Source organism: Mycobacterium sp. 1165196.3, from assembly GCF_001673415.1.
In the GTDB taxonomy this organism is placed as follows: domain Bacteria; phylum Actinomycetota; class Actinomycetes; order Mycobacteriales; family Mycobacteriaceae; genus Mycobacterium; species Mycobacterium europaeum_A.
In genome coordinates this window covers 51,235-74,998 of record NZ_LZLU01000062.1, presented here as the reverse complement: position 1 = coordinate 74,998, position 23,764 = coordinate 51,235, and the positions used below count along the sequence as shown (strand labels likewise).

Annotated in this window: 24 protein-coding genes; 2 read left to right on the top strand and 22 right to left on the bottom strand. The window is 69.5% G+C overall.

Features of this window, described 5'->3' with window-relative positions:
- Nucleotides 1-101: 101 nt before the first annotated feature.
- The 10 genes from A5659_RS06180 to A5659_RS06135 form a co-directional block, all read right to left on the bottom strand.
- Nucleotides 102-1,502, bottom strand: coding sequence for a bifunctional lysylphosphatidylglycerol flippase/synthetase MprF (locus tag A5659_RS06180; protein ID WP_067179827.1), 1,401 nt, complete (start codon nucleotides 1,500-1,502; stop codon nucleotides 102-104).
- 144 nt (nucleotides 1,503-1,646) lie between these two features.
- Nucleotides 1,647-2,522 carry an acyl-CoA thioesterase II gene (locus A5659_RS06175; protein ID WP_156748861.1) on the bottom strand — a complete coding sequence of 292 codons (876 nt, stop codon included), beginning with the start codon at nucleotides 2,520-2,522 and terminating at the stop codon, nucleotides 1,647-1,649.
- 65 nt (nucleotides 2,523-2,587) lie between these two features.
- Nucleotides 2,588-4,006 carry a pyruvate kinase gene (gene pyk / locus A5659_RS06170; protein ID WP_067179824.1) on the bottom strand — a complete coding sequence of 473 codons (1,419 nt, stop codon included), beginning with the start codon at nucleotides 4,004-4,006 and terminating at the stop codon, nucleotides 2,588-2,590.
- 66 nt (nucleotides 4,007-4,072) lie between these two features.
- Entirely contained in the window at nucleotides 4,073-4,465 is a 393-nt protein-coding gene (locus A5659_RS06165; protein ID WP_231997753.1) for a DUF2752 domain-containing protein, read from the bottom strand.
- A 140-nt stretch (nucleotides 4,466-4,605) separates the two neighbouring features.
- Nucleotides 4,606-6,147: a prolipoprotein diacylglyceryl transferase gene (locus tag A5659_RS06160; RefSeq protein WP_067179811.1), complete on the bottom strand. Its 1,542-nt coding sequence runs from the start codon at nucleotides 6,145-6,147 to the stop codon at nucleotides 4,606-4,608.
- Nucleotides 6,144-6,959, bottom strand: coding sequence for a tryptophan synthase subunit alpha (trpA, locus tag A5659_RS06155; RefSeq protein WP_067179808.1), 816 nt, complete (start codon nucleotides 6,957-6,959; stop codon nucleotides 6,144-6,146). The genes A5659_RS06160 and trpA overlap by 4 nt, the downstream gene beginning before the upstream one ends.
- The gene (trpB, locus tag A5659_RS06150) at nucleotides 6,956-8,218 is read right to left on the bottom strand and encodes a tryptophan synthase subunit beta (protein WP_197497931.1); all 1,263 of its coding nucleotides are present in this window, start codon (nucleotides 8,216-8,218) and stop codon (nucleotides 6,956-6,958) included. The genes trpA and trpB overlap by 4 nt, the downstream gene beginning before the upstream one ends.
- Before the next feature lie 70 nt (nucleotides 8,219-8,288).
- Nucleotides 8,289-9,107: an indole-3-glycerol phosphate synthase TrpC gene (gene trpC / locus A5659_RS06145; protein ID WP_066864082.1), complete on the bottom strand. Its 819-nt coding sequence runs from the start codon at nucleotides 9,105-9,107 to the stop codon at nucleotides 8,289-8,291.
- Between the two features lie 113 nt (nucleotides 9,108-9,220).
- Nucleotides 9,221-9,907 (bottom strand): TIGR02234 family membrane protein, encoded by a 687-nt coding sequence (locus A5659_RS06140; protein WP_067179801.1) that lies wholly within the window; start codon nucleotides 9,905-9,907, stop codon nucleotides 9,221-9,223.
- Nucleotides 9,900-11,432 (bottom strand): anthranilate synthase component I, encoded by a 1,533-nt coding sequence (locus A5659_RS06135; protein WP_066877335.1) that lies wholly within the window; start codon nucleotides 11,430-11,432, stop codon nucleotides 9,900-9,902. Before A5659_RS06135 ends, A5659_RS06140 begins: the two co-directional genes overlap by 8 nt.
- Nucleotides 11,433-11,495: 63 nt before the next feature.
- Between A5659_RS06135 and A5659_RS06130 the strand changes: the two genes are divergently transcribed.
- Entirely contained in the window at nucleotides 11,496-11,954 is a 459-nt protein-coding gene (locus A5659_RS06130) for a peroxiredoxin (protein WP_066864091.1), read from the top strand.
- A 3-nt stretch (nucleotides 11,955-11,957) separates the two neighbouring features.
- Here the strand turns inward: A5659_RS06130 and A5659_RS06125 are convergent, their stop codons facing one another.
- From A5659_RS06125 to hisD, 9 genes are all read right to left on the bottom strand, one after another.
- The gene (locus tag A5659_RS06125; RefSeq protein WP_066864094.1) at nucleotides 11,958-13,049 is read right to left on the bottom strand and encodes a calcium:proton antiporter; all 1,092 of its coding nucleotides are present in this window, start codon (nucleotides 13,047-13,049) and stop codon (nucleotides 11,958-11,960) included.
- A gap of 101 nt (nucleotides 13,050-13,150) precedes the next feature.
- Nucleotides 13,151-13,498, bottom strand: a complete 348-nt coding sequence (gene hisI / locus A5659_RS06120; RefSeq protein ID WP_067137847.1) for a phosphoribosyl-AMP cyclohydrolase — start codon at nucleotides 13,496-13,498, stop codon at nucleotides 13,151-13,153.
- A complete protein-coding gene (gene hisF / locus A5659_RS06115) occupies nucleotides 13,495-14,292 on the bottom strand; it encodes an imidazole glycerol phosphate synthase subunit HisF (RefSeq protein WP_067179797.1) in 798 nt (265 codons plus the stop codon). Before hisF ends, hisI begins: the two co-directional genes overlap by 4 nt.
- Before the next feature lies 1 nt (nucleotide 14,293).
- Entirely contained in the window at nucleotides 14,294-15,094 is an 801-nt protein-coding gene (locus tag A5659_RS06110) for an inositol monophosphatase (protein WP_066877327.1), read from the bottom strand.
- A gap of 6 nt (nucleotides 15,095-15,100) precedes the next feature.
- Nucleotides 15,101-15,832 (bottom strand): bifunctional 1-(5-phosphoribosyl)-5-((5-phosphoribosylamino)methylideneamino)imidazole-4-carboxamide isomerase/phosphoribosylanthranilate isomerase PriA, encoded by a 732-nt coding sequence (priA, locus tag A5659_RS06105; protein WP_066877325.1) that lies wholly within the window; start codon nucleotides 15,830-15,832, stop codon nucleotides 15,101-15,103.
- 82 nt (nucleotides 15,833-15,914) lie between these two features.
- Entirely contained in the window at nucleotides 15,915-16,538 is a 624-nt protein-coding gene (gene hisH, locus A5659_RS06100; protein ID WP_066864106.1) for an imidazole glycerol phosphate synthase subunit HisH, read from the bottom strand.
- Nucleotides 16,535-17,152 carry an imidazoleglycerol-phosphate dehydratase HisB gene (gene hisB, locus A5659_RS06095; protein ID WP_066864107.1) on the bottom strand — a complete coding sequence of 206 codons (618 nt, stop codon included), beginning with the start codon at nucleotides 17,150-17,152 and terminating at the stop codon, nucleotides 16,535-16,537. Before hisB ends, hisH begins: the two co-directional genes overlap by 4 nt.
- Entirely contained in the window at nucleotides 17,149-18,348 is a 1,200-nt protein-coding gene (locus tag A5659_RS06090; RefSeq protein WP_067179794.1) for a histidinol-phosphate transaminase, read from the bottom strand. The genes hisB and A5659_RS06090 overlap by 4 nt, the downstream gene beginning before the upstream one ends.
- Nucleotides 18,345-19,691: a histidinol dehydrogenase gene (hisD, locus tag A5659_RS06085; protein WP_067179790.1), complete on the bottom strand. Its 1,347-nt coding sequence runs from the start codon at nucleotides 19,689-19,691 to the stop codon at nucleotides 18,345-18,347. Before hisD ends, A5659_RS06090 begins: the two co-directional genes overlap by 4 nt.
- 96 nt (nucleotides 19,692-19,787) lie before the next feature.
- On the opposite strand from hisD, the gene A5659_RS06080 reads away from it, so the two are divergent.
- Nucleotides 19,788-20,201, top strand: coding sequence for a nitroreductase family deazaflavin-dependent oxidoreductase (locus A5659_RS06080; protein ID WP_067179786.1), 414 nt, complete (start codon nucleotides 19,788-19,790; stop codon nucleotides 20,199-20,201).
- 62 nt (nucleotides 20,202-20,263) lie between these two features.
- Here A5659_RS06080 and nadC read toward each other — a convergent pair whose 3' ends face one another.
- Genes nadC through nadA form a run of 3 tightly spaced genes read right to left on the bottom strand, consistent with a single transcriptional unit; the run spans nucleotide 20,264 to nucleotide 23,747 of the window.
- A complete protein-coding gene (nadC, locus tag A5659_RS06075) occupies nucleotides 20,264-21,124 on the bottom strand; it encodes a carboxylating nicotinate-nucleotide diphosphorylase (RefSeq protein WP_067179782.1) in 861 nt (286 codons plus the stop codon).
- Nucleotides 21,121-22,701: an L-aspartate oxidase gene (locus A5659_RS06070; RefSeq protein WP_067139144.1), complete on the bottom strand. Its 1,581-nt coding sequence runs from the start codon at nucleotides 22,699-22,701 to the stop codon at nucleotides 21,121-21,123. Before A5659_RS06070 ends, nadC begins: the two co-directional genes overlap by 4 nt.
- Nucleotides 22,698-23,747 (bottom strand): quinolinate synthase NadA, encoded by a 1,050-nt coding sequence (gene nadA / locus A5659_RS06065; protein ID WP_067019199.1) that lies wholly within the window; start codon nucleotides 23,745-23,747, stop codon nucleotides 22,698-22,700. The genes A5659_RS06070 and nadA overlap by 4 nt, the downstream gene beginning before the upstream one ends.
- Between the last annotated feature and the right edge of the window lie 17 nt (nucleotides 23,748-23,764).

The following is a 23,764-nucleotide window of genomic DNA, read 5'->3' as shown; positions in this document are numbered from 1 at the left end:
CCGGACGAATTCGCAGCTGACTTCTTGTGCGGTCCCCACCCAACCGTCCGGGACGACGCAGCGCTAGCCGTTTTCCGACATCACAGTTGCGGCGCAGGCACTCAGAGGTGTCGCCGGCGCGGCATGAACTCCAGCGACAGGAGCACGAACAATAGCGGAACGATCTGCGTCACGGAGATCACCGCATACCGCCGGGCGTCGAGGGCATGCCACTTGCGCACGTACCGGTACAGCGAGTCGAGGGCGATCAGCGGGTCGAGCACGTGGGTCAACCGGTAGAGCAGGCCCTGGGTCCAGCCCCGGTTCGTAGCGTCGAAAATCTCTGGGAAGGCCGCGAAGGCGAGCGAGACCCGCTGTGCCCCAGCCTCTTTGCCGGCCATGATCATGTCGACGCTGAGCCGCTCGTCGAGCCCGTTCGGAGCGCCGCGCCGGCGCCATGGCACGTCGAGGGTGATGTCGCTGCCGCCGCCGGCGGTGGCGTACCGGTGGAACGCCTGCACCTTGCCCGTCTTGTCCCTGGCGATGATCAGGCGGATGCCGGGGAACCGGCCTTCGAGCACGCCGTCGAGGTTCATGTGGAATCCGCGATCGGCGTGGGCGCCCTTGGACGACTCCCGCACCACCTCGGTCAGCTCGGCCAGCAGCTCCTCATCGAGTTCCTGCTCGGACACGATTTCGGTTGTGACGCCGCAGTTGTGGGTGCGCTGCACCGCCTGACGTAGGTTGCGGAACTTGCGGCCCACCATGTCGAAGCCGGCCACGTCGACGACCACATCGCGCCCAATCGGGATGGGCCGCAACGTTTGTCCCAGCACCGCCGAATCGCTCCACAGGCCGAGCCGCCGTTCGCTGCAGCCCACCACGGCGATGCGCCAACCATGGGCGTGGCAGAAAGCGGCGAAATCGGCCACCAGTTCACCGAAGTGCGCCTCGTCACCGATCGGGTCACCGCCGACCACGGCGATCCCCAGCCGCGTCCGGTAGGCCAGCGCCGCGGTCCCGTCGGCGGTGAAGTGGTAGCTCTTGCCGGTCTGCATGGTGAACGGCGCCAACGCATCGCCGGCGGTCGCGTCGATCAACTTCCACAACCGCGGCAGGTCACCCGGCCGCGGATGGGAGGTCGTCGGCCACATCAACACCATGCCCGAGCTGGCGATCACCACGTCGCCGAGCAGATCGAAGGACAACACATGCAAACCCAGTCCCGCCAGCACGAAGAAGGCCGCGGCGGCCGCGTGCATCGTGGTCACGGGCCGGCCCAAAAAGATGCCGCGGGCCATCCAGGCCACCGCCACCAGCACCGTCAACGACCACGCCAACCGGTCGGTGTACTGCCAACTGGGTTGGCTGTGGTGGCGGGCGAGGATCTCGATGAGCCAGCACGCCGCGCCGAACAGCGCCAGGGCGCCGAGCAAGCGGGCCGCGAGTGAATCGACCGAAACGACAACGCGTTCGCGCGCGCGGGGCCTCGCTACCGTGACGCCCACCACCGGCCCGTTCACACCCACCTCCCGATGCGCTGACAACAGCTGGGCGGCTTGGTTGCCGCCTCTGCACCGAATACCCGGCTACGTTAAAGCTACGCCGCATCACGGCCATTACAAGGCGGAATTAGCGCGGAGATTTCGCGGCTATCGGGTCACGTTTTAACGACGGGAAGAAGGGAAGTATTTCAGCACGCCTTCTTGCACCACCGTGGCCAGCGGCAGGCCGGACCGGTCGAAGAAGTGCCCGGTGCCCAGCCCGCGCGAATCGGCCGCGACCGGTGACGATGTGGAGTACAACACCCAGTCGTTGAAGTCGACCTGCCGATGAAACCAAATGGAATGATTGGCCGACGCGGCGAATATGCGGTCGAATCCCCAGGAAAGACCGTGCGTGGTGATAACCGAGTCCAAAACGGTGGTGTCCGACGAATACACCATTGTTGCCGTGTGCAATACGGGGTCGTCGGGAATCTCTCCCAACGCCTTCACCCAGACCCGATTGTGCGGCAGCCGCTCGCCCTTCGTGCGCATCACCCAGGCGGGGTCGTTGGTGTACCGCCATTCGATGGGCTGCAGGGCGTTGACGAAGTGCGGAACGGTCTCCTCGTAACCGCGCAACAGTTCGCCGATGGTGGGCTGCGTGTGCGGTTCGGCCACCTCCGGCGGCTGGACGCCGTGTTCGAGGCCGCGGCCCCCGGCCATGTAGGAGATCAGCGCCGAGCTCAACAGCGTGCCGTCCTGCACCGCATCGACGCGCCGGTTGGCGAAGCGGCGCTCGTCGCGCAGCCTGGTCACGCGGAATTCGATGTCCTTGGCGGTGTCGCCCCCGTTGATGAAGTGCACCGACAGCGCGCTCGGCGGCAGGTCGTCACGAACCAGGCTGCGGCTGCTCGCGACGAACGACTGCGACATGAGCTGACCACCGAATGTTCGCATGGGGTTCTTGCTCGGATGCGAGCCGATGAACAGGTCGTCCTCGACGCGCTCGAGGTCGAGTGTCGCCAGCAGTTCGGTGAAGTCCGAATGGGTCGGTATTGCGGCTTGTTCCGCCGCGTACGGCTCCTGGGGCTCACAGCCGGCCGGCACACGCTCTCCTCGCGCTAGACGTCGTCCTCCCCGATCCGGTGCACATGGATGAGGTTGGTTGACCCTACTGTGCCAGGTGGCGCACCGGCGACGATGACCACCAGGTCGCCACGCTTGTAGCGACCTAGTTCCAGCAGCGACTTGTCGACCTGGCGGATCATGCCGTCGGTCGAGGTCATCATCGGGACGATGAACGTCTCGGTGCCCCAGGTCATGGCGAGTTGGCTGCGCACCTCGGGCCACGCGGTGAAGGCCAGCAGCGGCAGCGGGGTGTGCAGGCGCGCGAGGCGCTTGACCGTGTCGCCGGACTGGGTGAACGCGACGAGCGCCTTGGCGTCCAGCCGCTCGCCGATGTCGCGGGCCGCATACGAGATCACCCCGCGTTTGGTGCGGGGCACGTGCGTCAACGGCGGGGCGGCCGTCGAATTGTCCTCGACGGCGCAGATAATGCGCGCCATGGTCCGCACGGCCGCCATCGGGTACTTGCCCACCGAGGTTTCCCCGGACAGCATCACCGCGTCGGCGCCGTCGAGGACGGCGTTGGCGACGTCGGAGGCCTCGGCGCGAGTGGGTCGTGAGCTCTCGATCATCGAATCCAGCATCTGGGTGGCGACGATGACGGGTTTCGCGTTCTCCCGGGCCATCTGGATGGCCCGCTTCTGCACCAGCGGAACCTCTTCCAGGGGCAGCTCGACACCGAGGTCACCGCGGGCCACCATGATGGCGTCGAACGCCAGCACGATGGCTTCCAGGTTGTCGACGGCCTCCGGCTTCTCCAGCTTCGCGATCACCGGCACCCGCCGGCCCACCCGGTCCATCACCTCGTGCACCAACTCGACGTCGGATGGCGAACGCACGAAGGAGAGCGCGACCAGGTCGACGCCGAGTTCCAGCGCGAAGGTGAGGTCCTCGATGTCCTTCTCCGACAAGGCCGGTGCGGACACGTTCATGCCGGGTAGCGAAATGCCCTTATTGTTGCTGACCGGCCCGCCCTCGACGACGGTGCAGATGACGTCGTCGCCCTCGATGCCTTCGATCAACAGGCCGACCTTGCCGTCGTCGACCAGAATCCGGTCGCCGACGGCGGCGTCGGTGGCCAGCTTCTTGTAGGTGGTCGACACCCGGTCGTGGTCGCCCTCGCAGTCCGCCACGGTGATCCGGACGGTTTCGCCGTCGGCCCAGTAGGTGGGACCGGTGGCGAAACGCCCCAACCGGATCTTGGGGCCCTGCAAGTCGGCGAGTACGCCGACGGCGCGGCCGGTGGCGTCGGAAGCCGAACGGACGCGCTCGTAAGCGGCCTTGTGATCCGAGTAGTCGCCGTGGCTGAAGTTCAGCCGGGCAACGTCCATTCCGGCTTCAACCAGGGCCTGGATCGACTCATCCGAATTGGTCGCAGGGCCAAGGGTGCAGACGATCTTTCCGCGTCTACTCACGCCGACCCAGCATAGTCGTGTGCGACCCCCACGGCCCGCAGATGGCGGACGCCGGGCAGTGTGCTCTTACCCACCAAGAACGGTGGGAAACAGCGGGAAGGCGGGCAGGTTACGCAGCGCCGCCCACGCGATCGTCGCGGCCACGACCACCAGCAACGCCGCGCGCGACGGCAAAGCCCTGCCGCGGGCGCGGCGGACCAGCGCCCACACTGCCAGCAGCGGGATTCCTACCAGCAGGAAGACGTTGTCGTGGACGGCGGCCAGCAGGTCACCGTGCAATAGGTCATACGTCATCCGCAGCCCACCGCAAAACGGGCAGTTCCAGCCGGTGAGCATCCTGAACGGGCACGGCGGGTAGATCGAACTGGGACTGTGGGGGTCGGCCAGGGCGACATAGGTGAGCGCGCCGCCCAGCGCCAGGCCGGTTCCGGCCGAGATGGCGAGGCGATGACGCCCCATCCCATCCGGATGGGAGTGTCCCGGGGCGTGCGCGGGCGAGTGGGGTTGGGTCATCGAGCAGCTGACCCTGCGGTGGTCACGCTTTTCAGGATGCCAGATCCGGTGCGCCCGGGCCGATGAAATGGGGCGGCACTCGGCGGTCAGCGGCCCAGGCGGTTGCGCAGGCGCGAGCCCCAGCGCCGGCGCGTTTCCGGTTTAGCCGGGGCCGTTTCGGTGGCGGGTTCGGGCTGTGGCTTCTCGGCTTCCGGCTCTTCGGATTCCGGTTCTTCGGCTTCCGGCTCTTCAGCTTCGGGCTCTTCGGCCTCGGCCTCTTCAGCTTCGGGCTCTTCGGGCTCGGGCTCCTCGGCTTCGGCTTCCGGCTCTTCGGCCTCGGCCTCTTCAGCTTCGGGCTCTTCGTCTTTCGCTTCGGGTTCCTCGGCTTCGAGCTCTTCCGGTTCCTCGTCGTCGGCCTCGAGCTCCGCTGCCTCGAGCTCGGCCGCGTCGGCTTCCTCCGCACCGGAATCCGCGGCCACGGTCTCGGTCGCGGCCTCGTCCGCCGCCGCCTCAACCTCCGGTTCCTCGGATTCCTCCTCGGGCTCGGGCTCTTCGGCCTGGCCCTCGGCGGGTTGCTGCTCGGTGACGGCCTCCGCCGAGTCCGCCACCGGTTCTTCGACTTCCGGCTCGGCGGCGGGGATCTCGTCGGAGTCCGCCGCCTCTTCGCGGCCTGCCGGCGCATCGGCCGCGGCAACGGCGCCGGCACCGGCGGCAGCCGTCGTCGCCGCCACCGTCGCGGGCTCGGCGTCCGACTCGGCCTGCGCCTCTTCCTCCTCGAGGTATTCGTTGCCGCGCAGGCTCTCGGGATCTTCGCGCCCCTTGGGCGCCGCCATCAGATACACCACGGCACCGATGAACACGAAAGTCGATGTGAACGAGTTGATCCGGATGCCCGCGATGTGGGTGGCGGTGTCGTCGCGCAGCAGCTCGACGCAGAACCGCCCGACGCAATAGCCCGCCACATATAGCGCGAACAACCGGCCGTGGCCCAGCGTGAAGCGCCGGTCGGCATAGATCAGGACCACGAAAATGAGCAGGTTCCAGAGTAGTTCGTAGAGGAACGTCGGCTGCACCACGAAAGCGATCTGGCCCGTCGAGATGCCGTCCAGCGAATGCGGGTCGATGTACCCGGTGGGGTCGCGGCGGTAGAACACCTCCAGACCCCAGGGCAGCGTCGTTTCGCGGCCGTAGAGCTCCTGGTTGAAGTAATTACCGAGCCGGCCGATCGCCTGCGCCAGAATGATTCCCGGAGCCAGCGCGTCGGCGAAGGCCGGAAGCGGAATCCCGCGCCGGCGGCAGCCGATCCAGGCGCCGACGCCGCCCAGCGCCACCGCGCCCCAGATGCCCAGGCCGCCGTCCCAGATCCGCACGGCCGCCCCGAGTCCCGCGCCGCCGGGGCCCCAATAGGTTCGCCAGTCGGTGGCCAGGTGGTAGAGCCGACCACCGATCAAGCCGAATGGCACCGTCCACAGCGCGATGTCGTAGATCACGCCGCGCTCGCCACCGCGCGCCTCCCAGCGCCGATCACCGATCAGTAGCGCCGCCACGATGCCGGCGATGATGAACAGCGCGTAGGCCCGGATGGGCAACGGCCCCAGGTGCCAGACACCCTGCGGCGGGCTCGGGAAGTAGGCCAGCAGCTTTGTCACGAGGCGGACGCCCCCCGACGGACACCGGCCGCGAGTTCCTCAGTCAGCGTGCGCAATGCAGTCAATCCCCCGTCCCCCAACGCCGTCACCAGCGCCGACCCCACGATGACACCGTCGGCGTAGCTGCCGATCTGGGCGGCTTGCTCTCCCGACCGGACCCCCAGGCCGACACCGACGGGTATGTCCGATATCTCTTTGACCCTGCCCACCAACTCGGGGGCGGCGTTGGACACGACGTCACGCGCCCCCGTCACGCCCATCGTCGAAGCGGCATAGACGAATCCGCGCGACGCCTCGACCGTCATCGCCAACCGCTGCGGCGTCGAGGACGGCGCCACCAGGAAGATCCGGTCCAGGCCGTGCCCCTCGGATGCCGCCAGCCACTGCGCGGCTTCGTCGGGGATGAGATCGGGGGTGATCAGGCCGTACCCTCCGGCCGCTGCCAGATCCCGGGCGAAGGCGTCAACGCCGTAGCGCAACACGGGGTTCCAGTAGGTCATCACCACCGCATGCCCACCGGCGGCGCTGATCGCCTCGACCGCGGCAAGGGTGTCGCGCACGCGCACGCCGGCGTGCAGCGCGGCCTCCGTCGCCTTCGCGATGGTGGGGCCGTCCATGCCGGGATCGGAATAGGGCACCCCGACTTCGATGATGTCGCAACCCGATTCGACCAGTGCGGTCATTGCGTTCACGGACGTCGGCACGTCGGGATAACCGGTGGGCAGATAACCGATCAGCGCCGCCCGATTGTCGTTGCGGCAGCCGTCGAAGATCGACTGAAGTCTGCTCGCTTCGCTCTGCTTGACGGTCATCGATCGCTGGACCCCAACAGCCCGAACCACTTCGCGGCCGTCTCGACGTCCTTATCACCGCGCCCGGACAGGTTCACCACGATGATCGCCCCCTGCCCCAATTCGGGTCCCAATTTCAGCGCGCCGGCGACGGCGTGCGCCGATTCGATCGCCGGGATGATCCCTTCCGTGCGGCACAGGACGCGGAACGCATCCATCGCCTCCGAGTCGCTGATCGGACGGTACTCGGCGCGCCCGATCTCGCGCAGGTACGCGTGTTCGGGACCCACACCCGGATAATCGAGACCCGCTGAGATGGAATGGGATTCGATGGTCTGCCCGTCGGAGTCCTGCAGCAGATACGAGAACGACCCCTGAAACGCGCCGGGCGAGCCGCCGCTGAAGGTCGCGGCGTGCCTTCCGGTTTCGACACCGTCGCCGGCCGCCTCGAAACCGACCAGCCGCACGCCCGGATCGTCGATGAAAGGGTGGAAGATGCCGATGGCGTTGGATCCACCGCCGATACAGGCCACCACGGCGTCGGGCAAGCGTCCGGCCTGGGCCTGGATCTGGGCGCGCGCCTCGAGGCCGATGATCCGCTGAAAGTCGCGCACCATGGCGGGGAAGGGATGCGGGCCGGCCGCGGTGCCGAAGCAGTAGAAGGTGTTGTCGGCATTGGTAACCCAATCCCGAAACGCCTCATTGATGGCGTCCTTGAGCGTTTTCGAGCCGCTGGCGACCGCGACGACCGTCGCTCCCAGCAAGCGCATTCGTGCGACGTTGAGCGCCTGGCGCTCGGTGTCCACCGCACCCATGTAGATCACGCATTCCAGGCCCAGCAAGGCACACGCGGTGGCGGTGGCGACGCCGTGCTGCCCGGCCCCGGTCTCGGCGATCACCCGCTTCTTGCCCATGCGCTGCGCCAGCAACGCCTGACCGAGCACGTTGTTGATCTTGTGAGAACCGGTGTGGTTCAGATCTTCTCGCTTGAGGAAGATCCGTGCGCCGGCCTGTTCGGACAGCCGCGGCGCCTCGTACAGCGGTGAGGGCCGGCCGGCGTAATGCGCCTGCAGGTAATCGAGCGTGTCCAGGAAATCCTGGTTGACCCGTTCCTTCTCGTAGGCGGCGGTGACCTCTTCGATCACGGCCATCAACGCCTCGGCGACATAGCGGCCGCCGTAGACGCCGAAATGGCCACCCGCATCCGGTTCGTGGCGGGTGGGTTCGGCGATGGCTGCGCTCGGATGCGGAAGGTCCGGGCGGGACAGGTCCACCATCACCAATGCTCTACGCGGGGATGGCTCATGGCGTTCAACGTATCAGCGCAGGGGCTCTTCAGTGACGAAGCGACTAGCGAGCCGGTTTCGGACAGGACGGATGGGTGCCCGCGGTGACCAGGTCGGCAACCGCGGCGCGCGGGTCACCGCTTTTGACCAGACCTTCGCCGACCAACACGGCGTCGGCACCCGCACCCGCATACGCCAGCAGGTCTGCGGTACCGCGCACACCGGATTCGGCGATCCTGATCACGTTGCTGGGCAGCCCGGGTGCGATGCGCGCGAAGCAATCCCGGTCCACCTCGAGCGTCGCCAGGTCGCGGGCGTTGACGCCGATTACCTTGGCGCCGGCCTTGAGCGCCCGGTCGGCTTCTTCTTCGGTGTGCACCTCGACGAGCGCCGTCATGCCCAGCGATTCGGTGCGATCCAGCATCGACACCAGCGCCGACTGCTCCAGCGCGGCGACGATGAGCAGCAGCATGTCGGCGCCGTGCGCACGCGCTTCGTGAATCTGATAGGGCTGCACGACAAAGTCTTTGCGCAGAATCGGGATCGAGACCGCCGCGCGCACCGCGTCGAGGTCGTCGAGCGAGCCGTGAAAACGTCGCTCCTCGGTCAAGACGCTGATGATGCGGGCGCCACCGTCTTCGTAGGCGCGGGCCAGCTTGGCCGGATCGGCAATGGTCGCCAGGGAGCCCGCCGACGGGCTGGCGCGCTTGACTTCGGCGATGACGCCGATTCCCGGCTCGCGCAGGGCGGCCATCACGTCGCGTGGCGGCGGCGCGGCCGCCGCGGCGGCTTTGATCTCGGACAGGCTGATGAGCGCTTCCCGCGCGGCAACGTCGGCCCGGACTCCCTCGAGGATGGAGTCAAGCACGGTTGCCGGACTCATGCCTGTCGTTTCCCTTCGCCCTGTTCGTCCGCTGTCATCCCACGGCCACTTTGGTGTCCCCAGCCGATCGCGACGACGTGAATGAAGGGTAGCGGCCCGCGGCTTGCGGCCCGTCACCGACCCTCGGTGTCAGACCCACCCGCCCGATCGGTCGGGTCGCGCCCCTCGTCAAGCGCGTCCCAGATCGTCCGCTCCGACATTCCCGGCGTCTCCGGCTGCTCCAGCATCGCCCCGCCGGCCTCTTCGCGTTGCACAATCGACCGGCGCGTCGCCGGTGTCGCGTACTTTCGTGCGCTCGAGCGGGCGGATCGCGAGTCCGACGCGGATCGCATGAGCAGGACGGCCGCGATCAGCGTGCACGCCGCGGCCGCCACCGTGACGCCGGCGCCCCAGTACCGCCGTTCGCTTCCGACCAGCGTCATCACCGACACGTGGGCCAGCTCGGCGCCGCGGACCGCCACGTCGGGCAGCGCCCACAGGCTGATCCCGAGGTAGCCGACCGCCAGGCTGACCACCGCCAGCAGCCCCGCGAGTGCGCGCAGCAGCCACCCCCGCACGGCGATGGCGGCGACGGCCCCGGCCAGCAGCAGCAGCGCCAACGGCAACAGCGCCGTCGACCAGGCGCCGCCGGCCAAAGTCACCTGTTTGGGCGGCCCCAGCCCGTCGAACGAGCGGATGACGACCCACGGCAGCCGCGAGGCCACCCACAACGCCCCCGCGGCGACCACCAGGACGATCTGGGCAATCCGGATCAGCCAGCGGCCGGTCGGCCGACCGGTGTCCGCGCCGGCCTCACTCATCGGACCCGGGTTCGGTCAGCGTCTCGGCGGCGGCGATCGCGCTGAGCACCGCGCGGGCCTTGTTCGTCGCCTCGGTGTACTCGTAGGGGCCGTTGGAGTCCGCCACCACCCCGCCCCCGGATTGCACGTACGCGGTGCCGTCGCGCATCAGGGCGGTGCGGATGGCGATCGCGAAGTCGGCGTTGCCGGCGAAGTCCAGGTAGCCGACCACGCCGCCGTACAGGCCGCGGCGGGTCGTCTCCACCTCTTCGATCAGCTCCATGGCCCGGACCTTCGGCGCGCCGGACAGGGTGCCGGCCGGGAAGCAGGCCGTCACCGCATCCAGCGCGGTCCGGCCCTCGTCGAGCGTGCCGGTCACCGTCGACACCAGGTGCATGACGTGGCTGTAGCGCTCGATGTGGCTGTAGTCCTCGACGCGCACGGTGCCCGGCGCGCAGACCCGCCCCAGATCGTTGCGGCCCAGATCGACCAGCATCAGGTGCTCGGCGCGTTCCTTCTCGTCGGCCAACAGCTCCTTTTCCAGCAGGTGATCCTCCTCGTCGGTGTCGCCGCGCCACCTGGTTCCCGCGATCGGGTGGGTGGTCGCGACGCCTTCGCAGACGGTGACGAGCGCTTCCGGGCTGGAGCCGACGATCGAAAAGTCGGTTCCGCCAGCGTCATTCGGCACATGCAGCAGATACATGTAGGGGCTCGGATTGGTGACCCGCAACATCCGATACACGTCGATCGGGTCCACCTGGGTGTCCATCTCGAACCGTTGCGAGGGCACCACCTGGAACGCTTCGCCCGCGGCGATCTGTTCGACGAGGTAGTCGACGATCTTGCCGTACTCCTCGACGCTGCGCTGCGCGCGGTAGCGCGGCTCGGGCCGCTCGAACGTGCCGACCGTCGACGGCAACGGCTGACCCAGCGCCGCGGTCATCACGTTCAGGCGGGCGATCGCGTCGTCGTAGGCCTCGTCGAAGCCGTCCTGGGTTCCGTTCCAGTTCACGGCGTTGGCGATCAGCGTGATGGTCCCCTCGTGATGATCGACCGCCGCCACATCCGTGGCCAGCAGCAGCAACATGTCGGGGAGCTTGAGGTCGTCGACGGCCAGCTCGGGCAGCCGTTCCAGGCGCCGCACCATGTCGTAGGCGAAGAACCCGACCATGCCGCCCGACAGCGGGGGCAGCCCCTCGAGCGGGCCGGTGGCCAGCACCTCCAGGGTGGTGCGCAGGGCCTGCAGCGGGTCGCCCCCGGTCGGCGCGTCCCGTGGCACCACGCCCAGCCAGACGGCTTCACCGTCGCGCACGGTCAGCGCCGACGGCGATCCCGCGCCGATGAACGACCAACGCGACCAGGACCGGCCGTGCTCGGCGGACTCCAGCAGGAAGGTGCCCGGGCGGTCGGCGGCGAGTTTGCGGTAGGCCGACAGCGGGGTCTCGCTGTCGGCCAGCACCTTGCGGGTCACCGGGACCACACGGTGCTCGGCCGCCAGCTGGCGAAAAGCCTCTCGTGAGGTCGTCGCGGCAGGGTGGGCGTGCACCGATCCATCCTTCCAGACGCGTGGAAACCCGAGCGGGACAGCGTCCGGCGTAGCGTGTCCGCCATGAAACCTGGTGACACCGTCGCGGACTTCGAACTGCCCGATCAGACCGGGACGCCGCGCAAGCTCAGCGAACTGCTCTCCGGCGGGCCCGTCGTGCTGTTCTTCTACCCGGCCGCGATGACGCCCGGCTGCACCAAGGAAGCGTGCCACTTCCGCGACCTGGCCGCCGAGTTCGCCGCGGTCGGCGCTAACCGCGTGGGCATCAGCGCCGACGCCGTGCCCAAGCAGGCCAAGTTCGCCGACCTGCAGAAGTTCGACTACCCGCTGCTGTCGGACACCGACGGCGCCGTCGCCACCCAGTTCGGCGTCAAGCGCGGCCTGCTCGGCAAGCTGATGCCGGTCAAGCGCACGACGTTCGTCATCGACACCGACCGCACGGTGCTCGAGGTGATCTCCAGCGAATTCAACATGAACGGCCACGCCGACAAGGCGCTGGCGACGCTGCGGGGCCGCGCGTAGCGGTCAGGGGTTGATCGCCAAGAACACGTAGGCGGCCAGCAGCACCAGATGTACCTCGCCCTGCAGGCGGGTCGCCCGCCCGGGCACCACCGTCAGCATGCTGATCACGACCGTCAGGGCAAGCAACACCAGCTGGATGGCGCCGAGGCCGAGCACCAGCGGCCCCTTGAGCCAGATCGACGCCAGCGCGATCGTCGGGATGGTGAGCCCGATGCTGGCCATCGCCGAGCCGTACGCCAGGTTCAGGCTGATCTGGATGCGGCCCTTTCGCGCCGACCGAGCCGCCGCGAGCGTCTCGGGCAGCAGCACCAGCGCTGCGATGATCACGCCCACGAACGACTGCGGCAAGCCCGCCATCACCACCGCGTGTTCGACGGCCGGTGATTCCTCCTCGGCCAGGCCGACCACCGCCACCAGCGCGCAGAGCAGCAGCACCAGGCTGCTCAGCGCCTGCCGCCTGGTGGGTGGATCCGCGTGACTCTCGTCCTCGAACACGCGCTTTTGGCCCCTCTGCGCGATCGGCAGAAAGAAATCGCGGTGCCGCATGGTCTGGGTGAACACGAACAGCAGGTACACCAAGAGCGTGGCGATCGCGGCGAAGCCGAGCTGGCTGGGGGTGAACTCCCTGCCCGGGCGCCCGGTGGTGAAGGCGGGCAAAACCAGGCTCAACGTGGCCACCGTGGTGACCGAGGCCAGGGCGGCTCCAGCGCCTTCAGCGTTGAACAGGGTCACGCCATAGCGTCGGGAGCCGAGCAGCAGCGATAACCCGGCGATCCCGTTGGTGGTGATCATCAGCGCGGCGAATGCGGTGTCCCTGGCCAGCGTCGCGGCTTCGTTGCCGCCGGATGTCATCAGGGTGACGATGAGGGCCACCTCGATGATGGTGACCGCGGCCGCGAGTATCAGCGACCCGAAGGGCTCGCCGACCCGGTGGGCGACCACCTCCGCGTGGTGCACCGCGGCAACCACCGCACCGATGAGAAACAGCGCCGCCACCCCGACAAGAACCGGTCCCAGTTTCTCGCCCCAGATCACTGCCAGCACGATGACGGAAAGCACCGGCACAACGATGTTCCAGGACAACCATTTCGACATTGACTGCCATTCTTGTCGATGTCATGGCCCCATGCGCGCGGAAGGTGACCCTAGACACGTCCGGACATGCTGGACGGCTCGGTGCCGGCTGGTCCGTCGGGTCAGCTCGGCGGGGGCAGCAGCTCGTCGGCGTCGAAGCAGCTGTGGTCACCGGTGTGACACGCCCCACCGGCCTGGTCGACCGTCAGCAGCACGGTGTCGCCGTCGCAGTCCAGCCGCACCGAGTGGACGTACTGGGTGTGACCGGACGTCGCCCCCTTGATCCACTGCTGGCCGCGGGACCGCGAATAATAGGTCGCCTCACGGGTTTCCAGGGTGCGGGCCAGCGCCGCGTCGTCCATCCAGGCGACCATCAGCACGTCGCCGCTGCCGCGCTCCTGCACGACGGCGGCGAACAGGCCGTCGGCGTTGCGCTTCAGCCGGGCCGCGATCTTCGGGTCGAGCGTCATCGGGCCATCCTTACCGCGATTCCCGCCTTGGCCATGGCCGCCTTCACCTGCCCGATGGTCAGCTCCCGGAAGTGGAACACGCTGGCGGCCAACACCGCGTCGGCGCCGGCCGCGACCGCCGGCGCGAAGTGCTCGGCCGCCCCGGCGCCGCCGCTGGCGATCACCGGGACCGTGACCGCCGAACGCACCGCCTGCAGCATCTCCAGGTCGAACCCCGCTTTGGTGCCGTCGGCGTCCATCGAGTTCAGCAGGATCTCCCCCACCCCCAAATCGGCTCCGCGCGAAGCCCATTCGACCGCGTCAAGACCGGTGCCCCGGCGCCCGCCGTGGGTGGTTACCTCCCAGCCCGACGGCGTCGGCACGGCCCCCGGGGGCACCGTGCGGGCATCGACGGACAGCACGATGCACTGGGAACCGAACTGCCGTGCCATCTCGGCCAGCAGCTCGGGCCGGGCGATCGCGGCGGTGTTGATGGAGACCTTGTCGGCGCCCGCACGCAGCAGGACGTCGACGTCGGCCACCGTGCGCACGCCGCCGCCGACGGTCAGCGGGATGAAAACCTGCTCGGCCGTGCGGCGCACCACGTCGAGCATGGTCGCCCGTCCCGACGACGACGCCGTCACGTCGAGGAAGGTGAGCTCGTCGGCGCCTTCGGCGTCATAGGCGGACGCCAGCTCCACGGGATCGCCCGCGTCCCGGAGGTTTTCGAAGTTGACGCCCTTGACCACGCGGCCGCCGTCGACGTCCAGGCACGGGATCACCCGCACCGCCAGGCCCTTGGGACGCGGGGGCATCTCAGTAATCTTCCGGTCGGCCGGTGGCGCGCAGGATTTCCAGGATCTCGGCGTGGGCGTCGGGACCCGCCGCCAGCGCGGAATCCGACGAGGGGGTCCACGGCTGCCCGGCCAGGTCGGTGACGACACCGCCGGCGGCTCGCACCAGCGCGACCCCGGCGGCGTGATCCCACACGTGGCCGCCGAAACTTACTGCCGCGCCTAATATTCCGTCGGCGACGAACGCGAGGTCGAGTCCGGTGGAGCCGTGCATGCGCAATCGCGACGAGACCCGACTCAGGTTCTCCAGCAACGCGATCCGGTAGCGTCCCGGGAACCGGCCCCGCGCGTCCGCGCTGAACGACCCGGCCCCGACCAGCGCGTCGGCCAGGTCGATGGAGGTCAGCGGCGGCTGCGGCACCCCGTTCTTGCGCAACGGTCCGCCCGTCACCGCGGTGTAGCGCTGGTCGAAGAACGGCAGCCAGGTCAGCCCGGCCACCGGGTCGCCGTGGTGCAGCAGGCCCAACAAGATCCCGGCCATCGGCGATCCGGCCGCGTAGTTGAAGGTGCCGTCGACGGGGTCCAACACCCACACCCACGGGGAGTCGACGGCCGAACCGCCGAACTCCTCGCCGTGCACCCCGATCCCGGTGGCCTCGACGAGCGCGGCGACCACCTGACGCTCGATCGCGAGGTCGACGTCGGTGGCAAAGTCGTTGCCCTTCTTGCGGACCGCGGAATCGGCGCGGTGCCCGGACAGAAACGGCTCGGCCGCGTCGTCGAGGATCGCCGACGCCTGGGCCACCAACGTGTGCACGTCCATGCGGCGCTACTCCGCCACCGCGGCCAGCGCCTGCGGCAAGGTGAACCGCCCGGCGTAGAGGGCCTTGCCCACGATGGCGCCCTCGACACCGCGGCCGGTGAGGGTGGCGATCGCGCGCAGGTCGTCGAGGCTGGACACGCCGCCGGAGGCGATCACCGGGGCGTCGGTGCGCTCGGCGACCGACGCCAGCAGGTCCAGATTGGGCCCGCCCAGGGTGCCGTCCTTGGTCACGTCGGTGACCACGAACCGCGAACAGCCTTGCCCGTCAAGGCGTTCCAGCACCTCCCACAGGTCACCGCCGTCGGTCTCCCAGCCCCGCCCGCGCAGCCGGTGCTCGCCGTCGACGATCTGCACGTCCAGGCCCACGGCCACCCGGTCGCCGTGCTCGCTGATCGCGCGGGCGCACCACTGCGGGTTTTCCAGGGCCGCCGTGCCCAGGTTGACCCGAGCGCAGCCGGTGGCCAGGGCGGCGGCCAGCGAGTCGTCGTCGCGGATGCCGCCGGACAGCTCCACCCGCACGTCGAGCTTGCCGACCACCTCGGCCAGCAGTTCGCGGTTGGAACCGCGCCCGAACGCCGCGTCCAGATCCACCAGATGGATCCATTCGGCGCCGTCGCGCTGCCAGGTCAGCGCGGCGTCCAGCGCCGAGCCGTATTCGGTTTCACTGCCCGCCTTGCCCTGCACCAGACGCACGGCGCGGCCGTCGACCACGTCGACCGCGGGCAACAAGATCAACACATTTCCTCCTGTGTGCCGGGCACGCGACGGGTGACGTGCGTCCGCGGCGGTTGCTTGACACAAAGCGCCGGCGCGAGGTCCGTCACAATCCCCGGACCCAATTGCTCAACAAGGCCGCGCCGGCATCCCCGCTCTTCTCCGGGTGGAATTGGGTGGCCGACAGCGGCCCGTCCTCGACCGCGGCCAGAAACGGGCCCTCGTGGGTGGCCCACGTCAGCACCGCATCCGGCGAACCTTCCCACTGCTGGGCGGCATAGGAGTGCACGAAGTAGAACCGGGTGTCGGCGTCGAGTCCCTTGAACAGCACTGTGCCGGGCCCGGATTCGACGACGTTCCAGCCCATGTGCGGGATGACGGGAGCTTGCAGTCGCGTGACGTATCCCGGCCACTGCCCGCAGCCCGCGGTCTCCACGCTGAATTCGACGCCGTGGGCGAACAGGATCTGCATCCCAACACAGACGCCCAGTACCGGGCGCCCGGCGGCCACCCGGTCGGCGATGATGCGGTCGCCGCCGATGCCGCGCAGTCCCGTCATGCAGGCCTCGTACGCACCGACGCCGGGCACCACCAGCCCGTCGGCGGCGGCCGCGGCGGCGGCGTCGGCGGTCACCTCGACCGACGCGCCGACCCGCTCGAGCGCGCGCTGAGCCGACCGCAGGTTGCCCGAGCCGTAGTCGAGGACGACGACCTTCTTGTGCGCCGTCACAGCACCCCTTTGGTGGACGGCACGTCCGAGACGCGGGGGTCGGACTCGACCGCCTGGCGCAGCGCGCGGGCAACCGCCTTGTACTGCGCCTCGGTGATGTGGTGCGGGTCGCGCCCGTACAGCACGCGCACGTGCAGCGCGATGCGCGCGTTCATGGCCAGCGATTCGAACACGTGCCGGTTGATGACGGTGTGATAGGGCACCGAGTTGCCGGCAATGGTGGTGTGCTGCAAGTGATCCGGTTCCCCGCTGTGCACGCAGTAGGGCCGGCCGGACACGTCGACCGCCGCGTGGGCCAGCGTCTCGTCCATCGGGATGAAGGCGTCACCGAACCGGCGGATGCCCCGTTTGTCACCCAGGGCCTTCGCGAGCGCCTGGCCGAGTGCGATCGCGGTGTCCTCGATGGTGTGGTGTCCCTCGATCTCGACATCGCCCTTGGTGCGCACGGTCAGGTCGAAGCTGGCGTGGCTGCCCAGGGCCGTCAGCATGTGGTCGTAGAACGGCACACCGGTGTCGATGTCGACCCGGCCGGTGCCGTCGAGGTCGAGTTCGACGACGATGTCGGATTCCTTGGTGCGGCGCTCGATGCGGGCGCGGCGGGTTTCGGTGCTCACGGGGCTCCTAACACATGGTCGCGACCCGCCGCACGCGGCTTGGCCGCGCTTGCGATCGCTCCTACTGAGGTGGCTGGGGCCAGTTTGGTGGCGGCGATCTGGGCGCTGGCTTGCAGGAAGGCGTCGTTCTCCTCGGCCAGCCCGGTGGTGGCGCGCAGGTAGCCGGGGATTCCGACGTCGCGGATCAGCACTCCGGCGTCCAGATAGCGTTGCCAGGTGGCCGGCGCGTCGGCGAATTCACCGAACAGCACGAAGTTGGCGTCGCTGGGAATCACCCGAAAACCCATGCCGGTCAAGGCCGTCGAGACGCGTTCGCGTTCGGCGATCAGGGTCGCCACGCTGCCCAGCGTGTCGTCGGCGTGCCGCAGGGCGGCCCGCGCGGCGGCCTGGGTGAGCACCGACAGGTGATACGGCAGCCGCACCAGCAGCATCGCGTCGATCACCGCCGGGGTGGCGATCAGGTAGCCCAGCCGGCCGCCGGCGAACGCGAACGCCTTGCTCATGGTGCGCGAGACGATGAGCTTGGTCGGATACTCCGCCACCAGCGCGACCGCGCTGGGTTGCGAGGAGAATTCGCCGTAGGCCTCGTCGACGATCAGGATGCCGGGCACCACGTCGAGCAGCCGCCGCAGGTCCGGCAGCGAAACGCTCTGTCCGGACGGGTTATTCGGGCTGGCGACGAACACCACGTCGGGCCGGCGGTCGGTGATCGCGGCCACGGCGGTATCCACGTCTAGGCTGAAGTCGTCGGCGCGGGCGGCATGCAGCCATTCGGTGCGGGTGCCGTCAGAGATGATCGGGTGCATCGAGTAGGACGGGACGAACCCGATGGCACTGCGCCCGGGGCCGCCGAACGCCTGCAGCAGCTGCTGCAAAATCTCGTTGGAACCGTTTGCCGCCCAGAGGTTTTCCACACCTAGCGCGACACCGGTCTGGGCGCTCAGGTAGGCGGCCAGGTCGGTGCGCAGGGCCACCGCGTCGCGATCGGGATAGCGGTGCAGATCGGCGGCCGCCTGGCCCACCGAGCGCACCACGTCGTCGACGAGCGCCGTGCTGGGCGGATGCGGGTTCTCGTTGGTGTTCAACCGCACCGGGACATCCAATTGCGGTGCGCCGTAGGGCGATTTGCCGCGCAGGTCCTCGCGCAGCGGCAGGTCGTCCAGTGTCGGTTGGCGCGCGGGCTTCTCGATGCTCATCGCTCGAACCTCCGCCGCACCGCTTCGCCGTGTGACGGCAGGTCTTCGGCCTCGGCCAGCGCGATCACGTGTCCGGACACGTCCTTCAGGGCCGCCTCGGTGTAGTCGACGACGTGGATGCCGCGCAGGAAGGTCTGCACGGACAGTCCGCTGGAATGCCGGGCGCTGCCGGCGGTCGGCAGCACGTGGTTGGATCCCGCGCAGTAGTCGCCGAGGCTCACCGGCGCATACGGGCCGACGAAAATGGCGCCGGCCGAACGGATTCGGCCCGCCACGGCCGCCGCGTCGACGGTCTGGATCTCCAGGTGTTCGGCGGCGTAGGCATTGACGACGGTGACCCCGGCGTCCAGGTCGTCGACCAGTATGATGGCCGACTGGCGGCCACCGAGTGCAGCCGTCACCCGGTCGCGGTGCACGGTCGTGCTCAGCTGGGCGGCCAACTCGGCCTCGGTGGCCGCTGCCAACTCCGCGCTGGGGGTGACCAGCACGCTGCCCGCCATCTCGTCGTGCTCGGCCTGACTGATCAGGTCGGCCGCCACGTGCGCCGGGTCGGCGGTGTGGTCGGCCAGGATCGCGATCTCGGTGGGGCCGGCCTCGGCGTCGATGCCGACGCGCGACCGGCACAGCCGCTTGGCGGCGGTGACGTAGATGTTGCCGGGCCCGGTGATCATGTCGACGGGCGCCAACTCGGCGCCGTCGAGATCGGTGCCGCCGTAGGCCAGCAGCGCCACCGCCTGCGCGCCGCCCACGGCCCACACCTCGTCGACCTCCAGCAGCCGGGCCGCGGCGAGGATCGTCGGGTGCGGCAGACCGTCGAACTGGGCCTGCGGCGGGCTGGCCACCACCAGCGAGGCGACCCCGGCGGCTTGGGCCGGCACGACGTTCATCACCACGCTGGACGGGTAGACGGCGTTGCCCCCGGGCACGTAGAGACCCACCCGGTCGACGGGAACCCACCGCTCCGTGACCGTCGCGCCCGGGCCCAGGGTGGTCGTCACGTCGGTGCGGCGCTGGTCGGCGTGCACCGCGCGGGTGCGCTCGATCATCACCCGCAGGGCGTCGGCCACCCGCGGGTCCAGTTCGGTCAGGGCCTTCTCGAGGGCAGCGCCGGGCACGCGGACGGCCGGGGGCCGGATCCCGTCGAAGGTGGCGCCGAATTCCAGGGCGGCCTCGGCGCCGCGCTCGGCGACGGCGGCCACGATGGGCCGGACCTTGGGCAGCACCGCCTCGACGTCGGCACCGCCGCGGGGCAGCGCCGACCGCAATCGCGCAGCCGTCAGCTCCGCACCCCGCAGGTCGATACGGGCCATCGGCGACGGTTGGGTCGGGCTCACGCTGTCCATTGTCCCAGAGGAACTCAAGTCGATATTCGACCGGTACAGTGCCGGTATCGAGGCCATACCCCGCGCTGAAACGTAGCGCCGACCCAGGGAGCCGCCATGTCCGCCAAGGATCACCCCAACAACGCCCCGGGCGTCCCGATGGTGTTTCCGCCCTGGTTCGAGCGGTTTCAGATCAAGTACTTCAACCGGGCGGTCAAGCCGATCGCCCGCTTTCTGCCCGGGACGGCGACGATCAAGCATCGCGGCCGCACCTCCGGCAAGCCGTACGAGACCATCGTCACGCCCTACCGCAAGGGCAACGTGCTGGCGATCGCGCTGGGTCACGGCAAAACGAACTGGGTGAAGAACGTGCTGGCCGCGGGCGAGGCCGACGTGGAGTTCAGCCGTAATCGCACGGTGCACCTGACCAACCCGCGGATCCTGCCCGCCGGCTCGGACGGCGCCGGTCTGCCGGCGATGGCGCGCCTGCAGCTGCGCCGGATCGGCGTTTTCGTCGCCGACATCGCCTGAGGCGCCCCGCGCGGCCGACGGCCCGGCGTCGGGCGCCCACTCGACGCGCCCGGAAGCCCCACCTACATGTCGAGGCCGATGTCGAGCACCCGGACCGAATGGGTCAGGGCGCCGACGGCCAGATAGTCCACCCCGGTCGCGGCGTAGGCGGCCGCGTTGTCGAGGCTGAGCCCGCCCGACGATTCCAGCAGCACCGCGGGTGCGCGCGCGTCGCGGCGCTGCACGGCCATCTGTGTCTGCCACACCGGGAAATTGTCCAGCAGGATCAGCTCGGGCTTCTCGGGCAGCACCTCGTCCAACTGCTCGAGTGAATCCACTTCCACCTCGCAGGGTAGGTCCGGTGCCGCGTCGCGCACGGCCCGCAGCGCGTCGACCACCGATCCCGCGGCCACCACGTGATTGTCCTTGATCAGGGCGGCGTCGCCGAGCCCGAGCCGGTGGTTGACGCCGCCGCCGACCCGGACCGCGTATTTCTGCAGCACGCGCAGGCCGGGCAGCGTCTTGCGGGTATCGCGCACCTGGGCCTTGGTGCCGTGCACGGCGGCCACCCAGTGTGCCGTCGTGGTGGCGATCCCGGACAGGTGGCAGATCAGGTTGAGCATGGTCCGCTCGGCGGTCAGCAGGCCGCGGGTCTCGGCTCGCAGCGTCAGCACCGACTCACCCGGCTGCAGGTGGGCGCCGTCCTCGACGCGATCGACCACCTCGTAGCCGCGGGCGCCGAGCACCTCGTCGAGCACCAGCAACGCGATGTCGATCCCGGCGACCACGCCCGGCTCGCGGGGCACCATCGACGCGGTCGCCACCGCCTCGGCGGGCACCGTCGCCAGGGTGGTGATGTCCGGCCCGTAGCGCAGATCCTCCACCAGGCCGCGCTTGATGGTTTCGCGCGCGGCGGTCAGTTCGCAGTCGGACATCGCGGTCATACGACCGCCGCCAATGCCTCCACCAGCACCGCGCTCTGGTCGTCGGCCAGGCGCAACACGTTGCTGCGTCCCAGCTCCGAGGCGGTCCGCGGGTACTCGGCGCGATGGTGGCAACCGCGACTCTCGGTGCGGGCCAGGGCGGCGGTCGTGACCGCGCGGGCGGCGACGGCCAGCGCGACGTCCTCGAAGTCGCGGCGGCCGGTCACGGGGCGGACCTTCGCCTGCGCCAGCACGGTCGACAGCCGGGTGAGGCCGGCGGCGTCGCGCACCACCGACGCGTCCCGGCTCATCGCGTGCTGCAGGTCGGCGCGCGCCGGCGCGGTGTGGACGAGCGGCTCGGGGGCGACCGCGTGCACCCGCCCGGTCGCCGCGGCGTGCGCGGCCGCGGCCCTGCCGGCCCGCCCGCCGACGACCAGCCCTTCCAGCAGGCTGTTGGACGCCAGCCGGTTGGCGCCGTGCAGTCCGGTGCGTGCCACCTCGCCGGCGGCGAACAATCCGGGCAGTTCGGTTTGGCCGTACACGTCGGTGACGATGCCGCCGCAGCTGTAATGCGCCCCGGGGACAACGGGAATGGGTTGACGCACCGGATCGATGCCGGCGGCCAGGCAGGCGGCCGTCACCGTCGGGAACCGGTTGGCGAAGTCACCGATGTGGCGCGCGTCGAGGAAGACGCAGGCATCGCCGGTGGCCTTCAGCCGGGTGTCGATGGCCGCGGCGACGACGTCGCGGGGCGCCAGATCGCCCATCGGGTGGACGCCGGCGGTCACCGAATTGCCTTGGGAGTCAATCAGTCTCGCGCCCTCGCCGCGAATGGCCTCGGTGATCAGCGGGCGCCGTCCGCTCGCGGCGTCGGGGGTGAACAGCATCGTGGGGTGGAACTGGATGAATTCGAGATCGCTGACCGCGACACCGGCCCACAGGGCCAGCGCGATGCCGTCGCCGGTGGAGCCCTCGGGGTTGGTGGTCGCGCCGTACAGGTGCCCGAGGCCCCCGGAGGCCAAGATCACCGAGGGCGCGCTGATGATTCCGTAGCCGTCCGGGTTGCCCGCCAGGACGCCGGTCACCGCGGCGCCGTCGTGCAGCACGCGCAGCGCAACATGGCCGGTGCGGATGTCCAGCGTGCGGGCCGCGTGGTCCAGCGCGCGCTGCACCTCGGCACCGGTGGCGTCGCCGCCGGCGTGCACGATGCGACGCCGGGAGTGTCCGCCTTCGCGGGTCAGCGCCCATTTGCCCGGCGCGGACTCGTCGAATCGTGCTCCGTCGCCGACCAATTCGGCGACCGCCGCATATCCGTCGGCGACGATCGAGTACACCGACTGCGGGTCGCACAGGCCGGCGCCGGCGACCACGGTGTCGGCGACGTGGGCCTCCACCGAGTCGTCGTTGTCGGGCAGCACCACCGCGATGCCACCCTGCGCGTAATGGGTGGCGGTCGCCCCCCGCGCCTGGTCGGCCTTGCTCAGCACGACGACGCTGCGCCCGGCACGGTGTGCGGCCAGCGCGGCGGCCAATCCCGCGACGCCGGTGCCGATCACGACGACGTCGGCGCTGTGCGTCCACTGGGGACGGGCGATCATTCGCCACCGCCCGGCTGCCCGATTTCGATCATTCGCTGTACGCTGCGCCGGCCGGCGGCGGCGACGTCGGGGTCGACATCGACCTCGTCGGCGCCCTCGACCAGGCAGCGCAGCAGGGCCGCCGGGGTGATCATCTTCATGAATTTGCAGGAGGCGCGGTCGTTGACGGCGCGGAAGTCGACTTGCGGTGCCGCCCTGCGCAATTGGTAGAGCATGCCGACCTCGGTGGCGACCAGCACCTTGCGTGCGTCGGTCTGGTTGGCGGCCTCCAGCATGCCGCCGGTGGACAAGATCTTCACCCGGTCCGGCGGGAAGGCGCCCTCGCCCGCGAGGTACAAGGCCGAAGTGGCGCAACCACATTCGGGGTGCACGAAGAGCTCGGCGTCGGGATTGGCGCGGGCCTGGTCATTGAGTTCGTCGCCGTTGATCCCGGCGTGCACGTGGCATTCGCCGGCCCACACGTGCAAGTTCTCGCGGCCCGTCATGCGACGGACATGGGCGCCGAGGAACTGGTCCGGGCAAAACAGCACCTCGCGGTCGGGGTCGATCGACTCGACGACCTCGACCGCGTTGGACGAGGTGCAGCAGATGTCGGTGAGCGCCTTGACCGCCGCCGTGGTGTTGACGTAGGAGACGACGACCGCGCCGGGGTGGTCGTCCTTCCAGGCGCGCAGTTCGTCGGCGGTGATGGAATCGGCCAGCGAGCAGCCGGCGCGCTGGTCCGGGATGAGCACGGTCTTGTCAGGGCTCAGGATCTTGGCCGTCTCGGCCATGAAGTGCACCCCGCAGAACACGATGGTGTCCTCGGGCGCCTCGGCGGCGATCCGCGACAACGCCAGCGAGTCGCCCACGTGGTCGGCGACGTCCTGGATCTCGGGCAACTGATAGTTGTGCGCCAGCACGGTGGCGCCGCGCAGCTTCGCCAGGCGGCGAACCTCGGCGGCCCATTGCTCATCCCCGGCCACGCCGGCGTAGCCGGTGGGCGAGTTGGTGATGTCGGCGATCATGCTTTCGGCGAGCGTGTCCATGCGATTGATAACCGTCATGGCGGCTCCTTTCAGCC

Bases quoted from the DNA above. Each gene is read 5' to 3' on its own strand.
- A5659_RS06165 (WP_231997753.1), bottom strand. From the start codon at position 4,465: ATGGGGCGTCATCGCCTCGCCATCTCGGCCGGAACCGGCCTGGCGCTG.
- trpA (WP_067179808.1), bottom strand. From the start codon at position 6,959: ATGACCGTCAAGCAGAGCGAAGCGAGCAGACTTCAGTCGATCTTCGAC.
- trpC (WP_066864082.1), bottom strand. From the start codon at position 9,107: ATGAGTCCGGCAACCGTGCTTGACTCCATCCTCGAGGGAGTCCGGGCC.
- A5659_RS06140 (WP_067179801.1), bottom strand. From the start codon at position 9,907: ATGAGTGAGGCCGGCGCGGACACCGGTCGGCCGACCGGCCGCTGGCTG.
- A5659_RS06130 (WP_066864091.1), top strand. From the start codon at position 11,496: ATGAAACCTGGTGACACCGTCGCGGACTTCGAACTGCCCGATCAGACC.
- A5659_RS06125 (WP_066864094.1), bottom strand. From the start codon at position 13,049: ATGTCGAAATGGTTGTCCTGGAACATCGTTGTGCCGGTGCTTTCCGTC.
- hisI (WP_067137847.1), bottom strand. From the start codon at position 13,498: ATGACGCTCGACCCGAAGATCGCGGCCCGGCTGAAGCGCAACGCCGAC.
- hisF (WP_067179797.1), bottom strand. From the start codon at position 14,292: ATGCCCCCGCGTCCCAAGGGCCTGGCGGTGCGGGTGATCCCGTGCCTG.
- A5659_RS06110 (WP_066877327.1), bottom strand. From the start codon at position 15,094: ATGGACGTGCACACGTTGGTGGCCCAGGCGTCGGCGATCCTCGACGAC.
- A5659_RS06090 (WP_067179794.1), bottom strand. From the start codon at position 18,348: ATGAGCATCGAGAAGCCCGCGCGCCAACCGACACTGGACGACCTGCCG.
- hisD (WP_067179790.1), bottom strand. From the start codon at position 19,691: ATGGACAGCGTGAGCCCGACCCAACCGTCGCCGATGGCCCGTATCGAC.
- A5659_RS06080 (WP_067179786.1), top strand. From the start codon at position 19,788: ATGTCCGCCAAGGATCACCCCAACAACGCCCCGGGCGTCCCGATGGTG.
- nadC (WP_067179782.1), bottom strand. From the start codon at position 21,124: ATGACCGCGATGTCCGACTGCGAACTGACCGCCGCGCGCGAAACCATC.
- A5659_RS06070 (WP_067139144.1), bottom strand. From the start codon at position 22,701: ATGATCGCCCGTCCCCAGTGGACGCACAGCGCCGACGTCGTCGTGATC.
- nadA (WP_067019199.1), bottom strand. From the start codon at position 23,747: ATGACGGTTATCAATCGCATGGACACGCTCGCCGAAAGCATGATCGCC.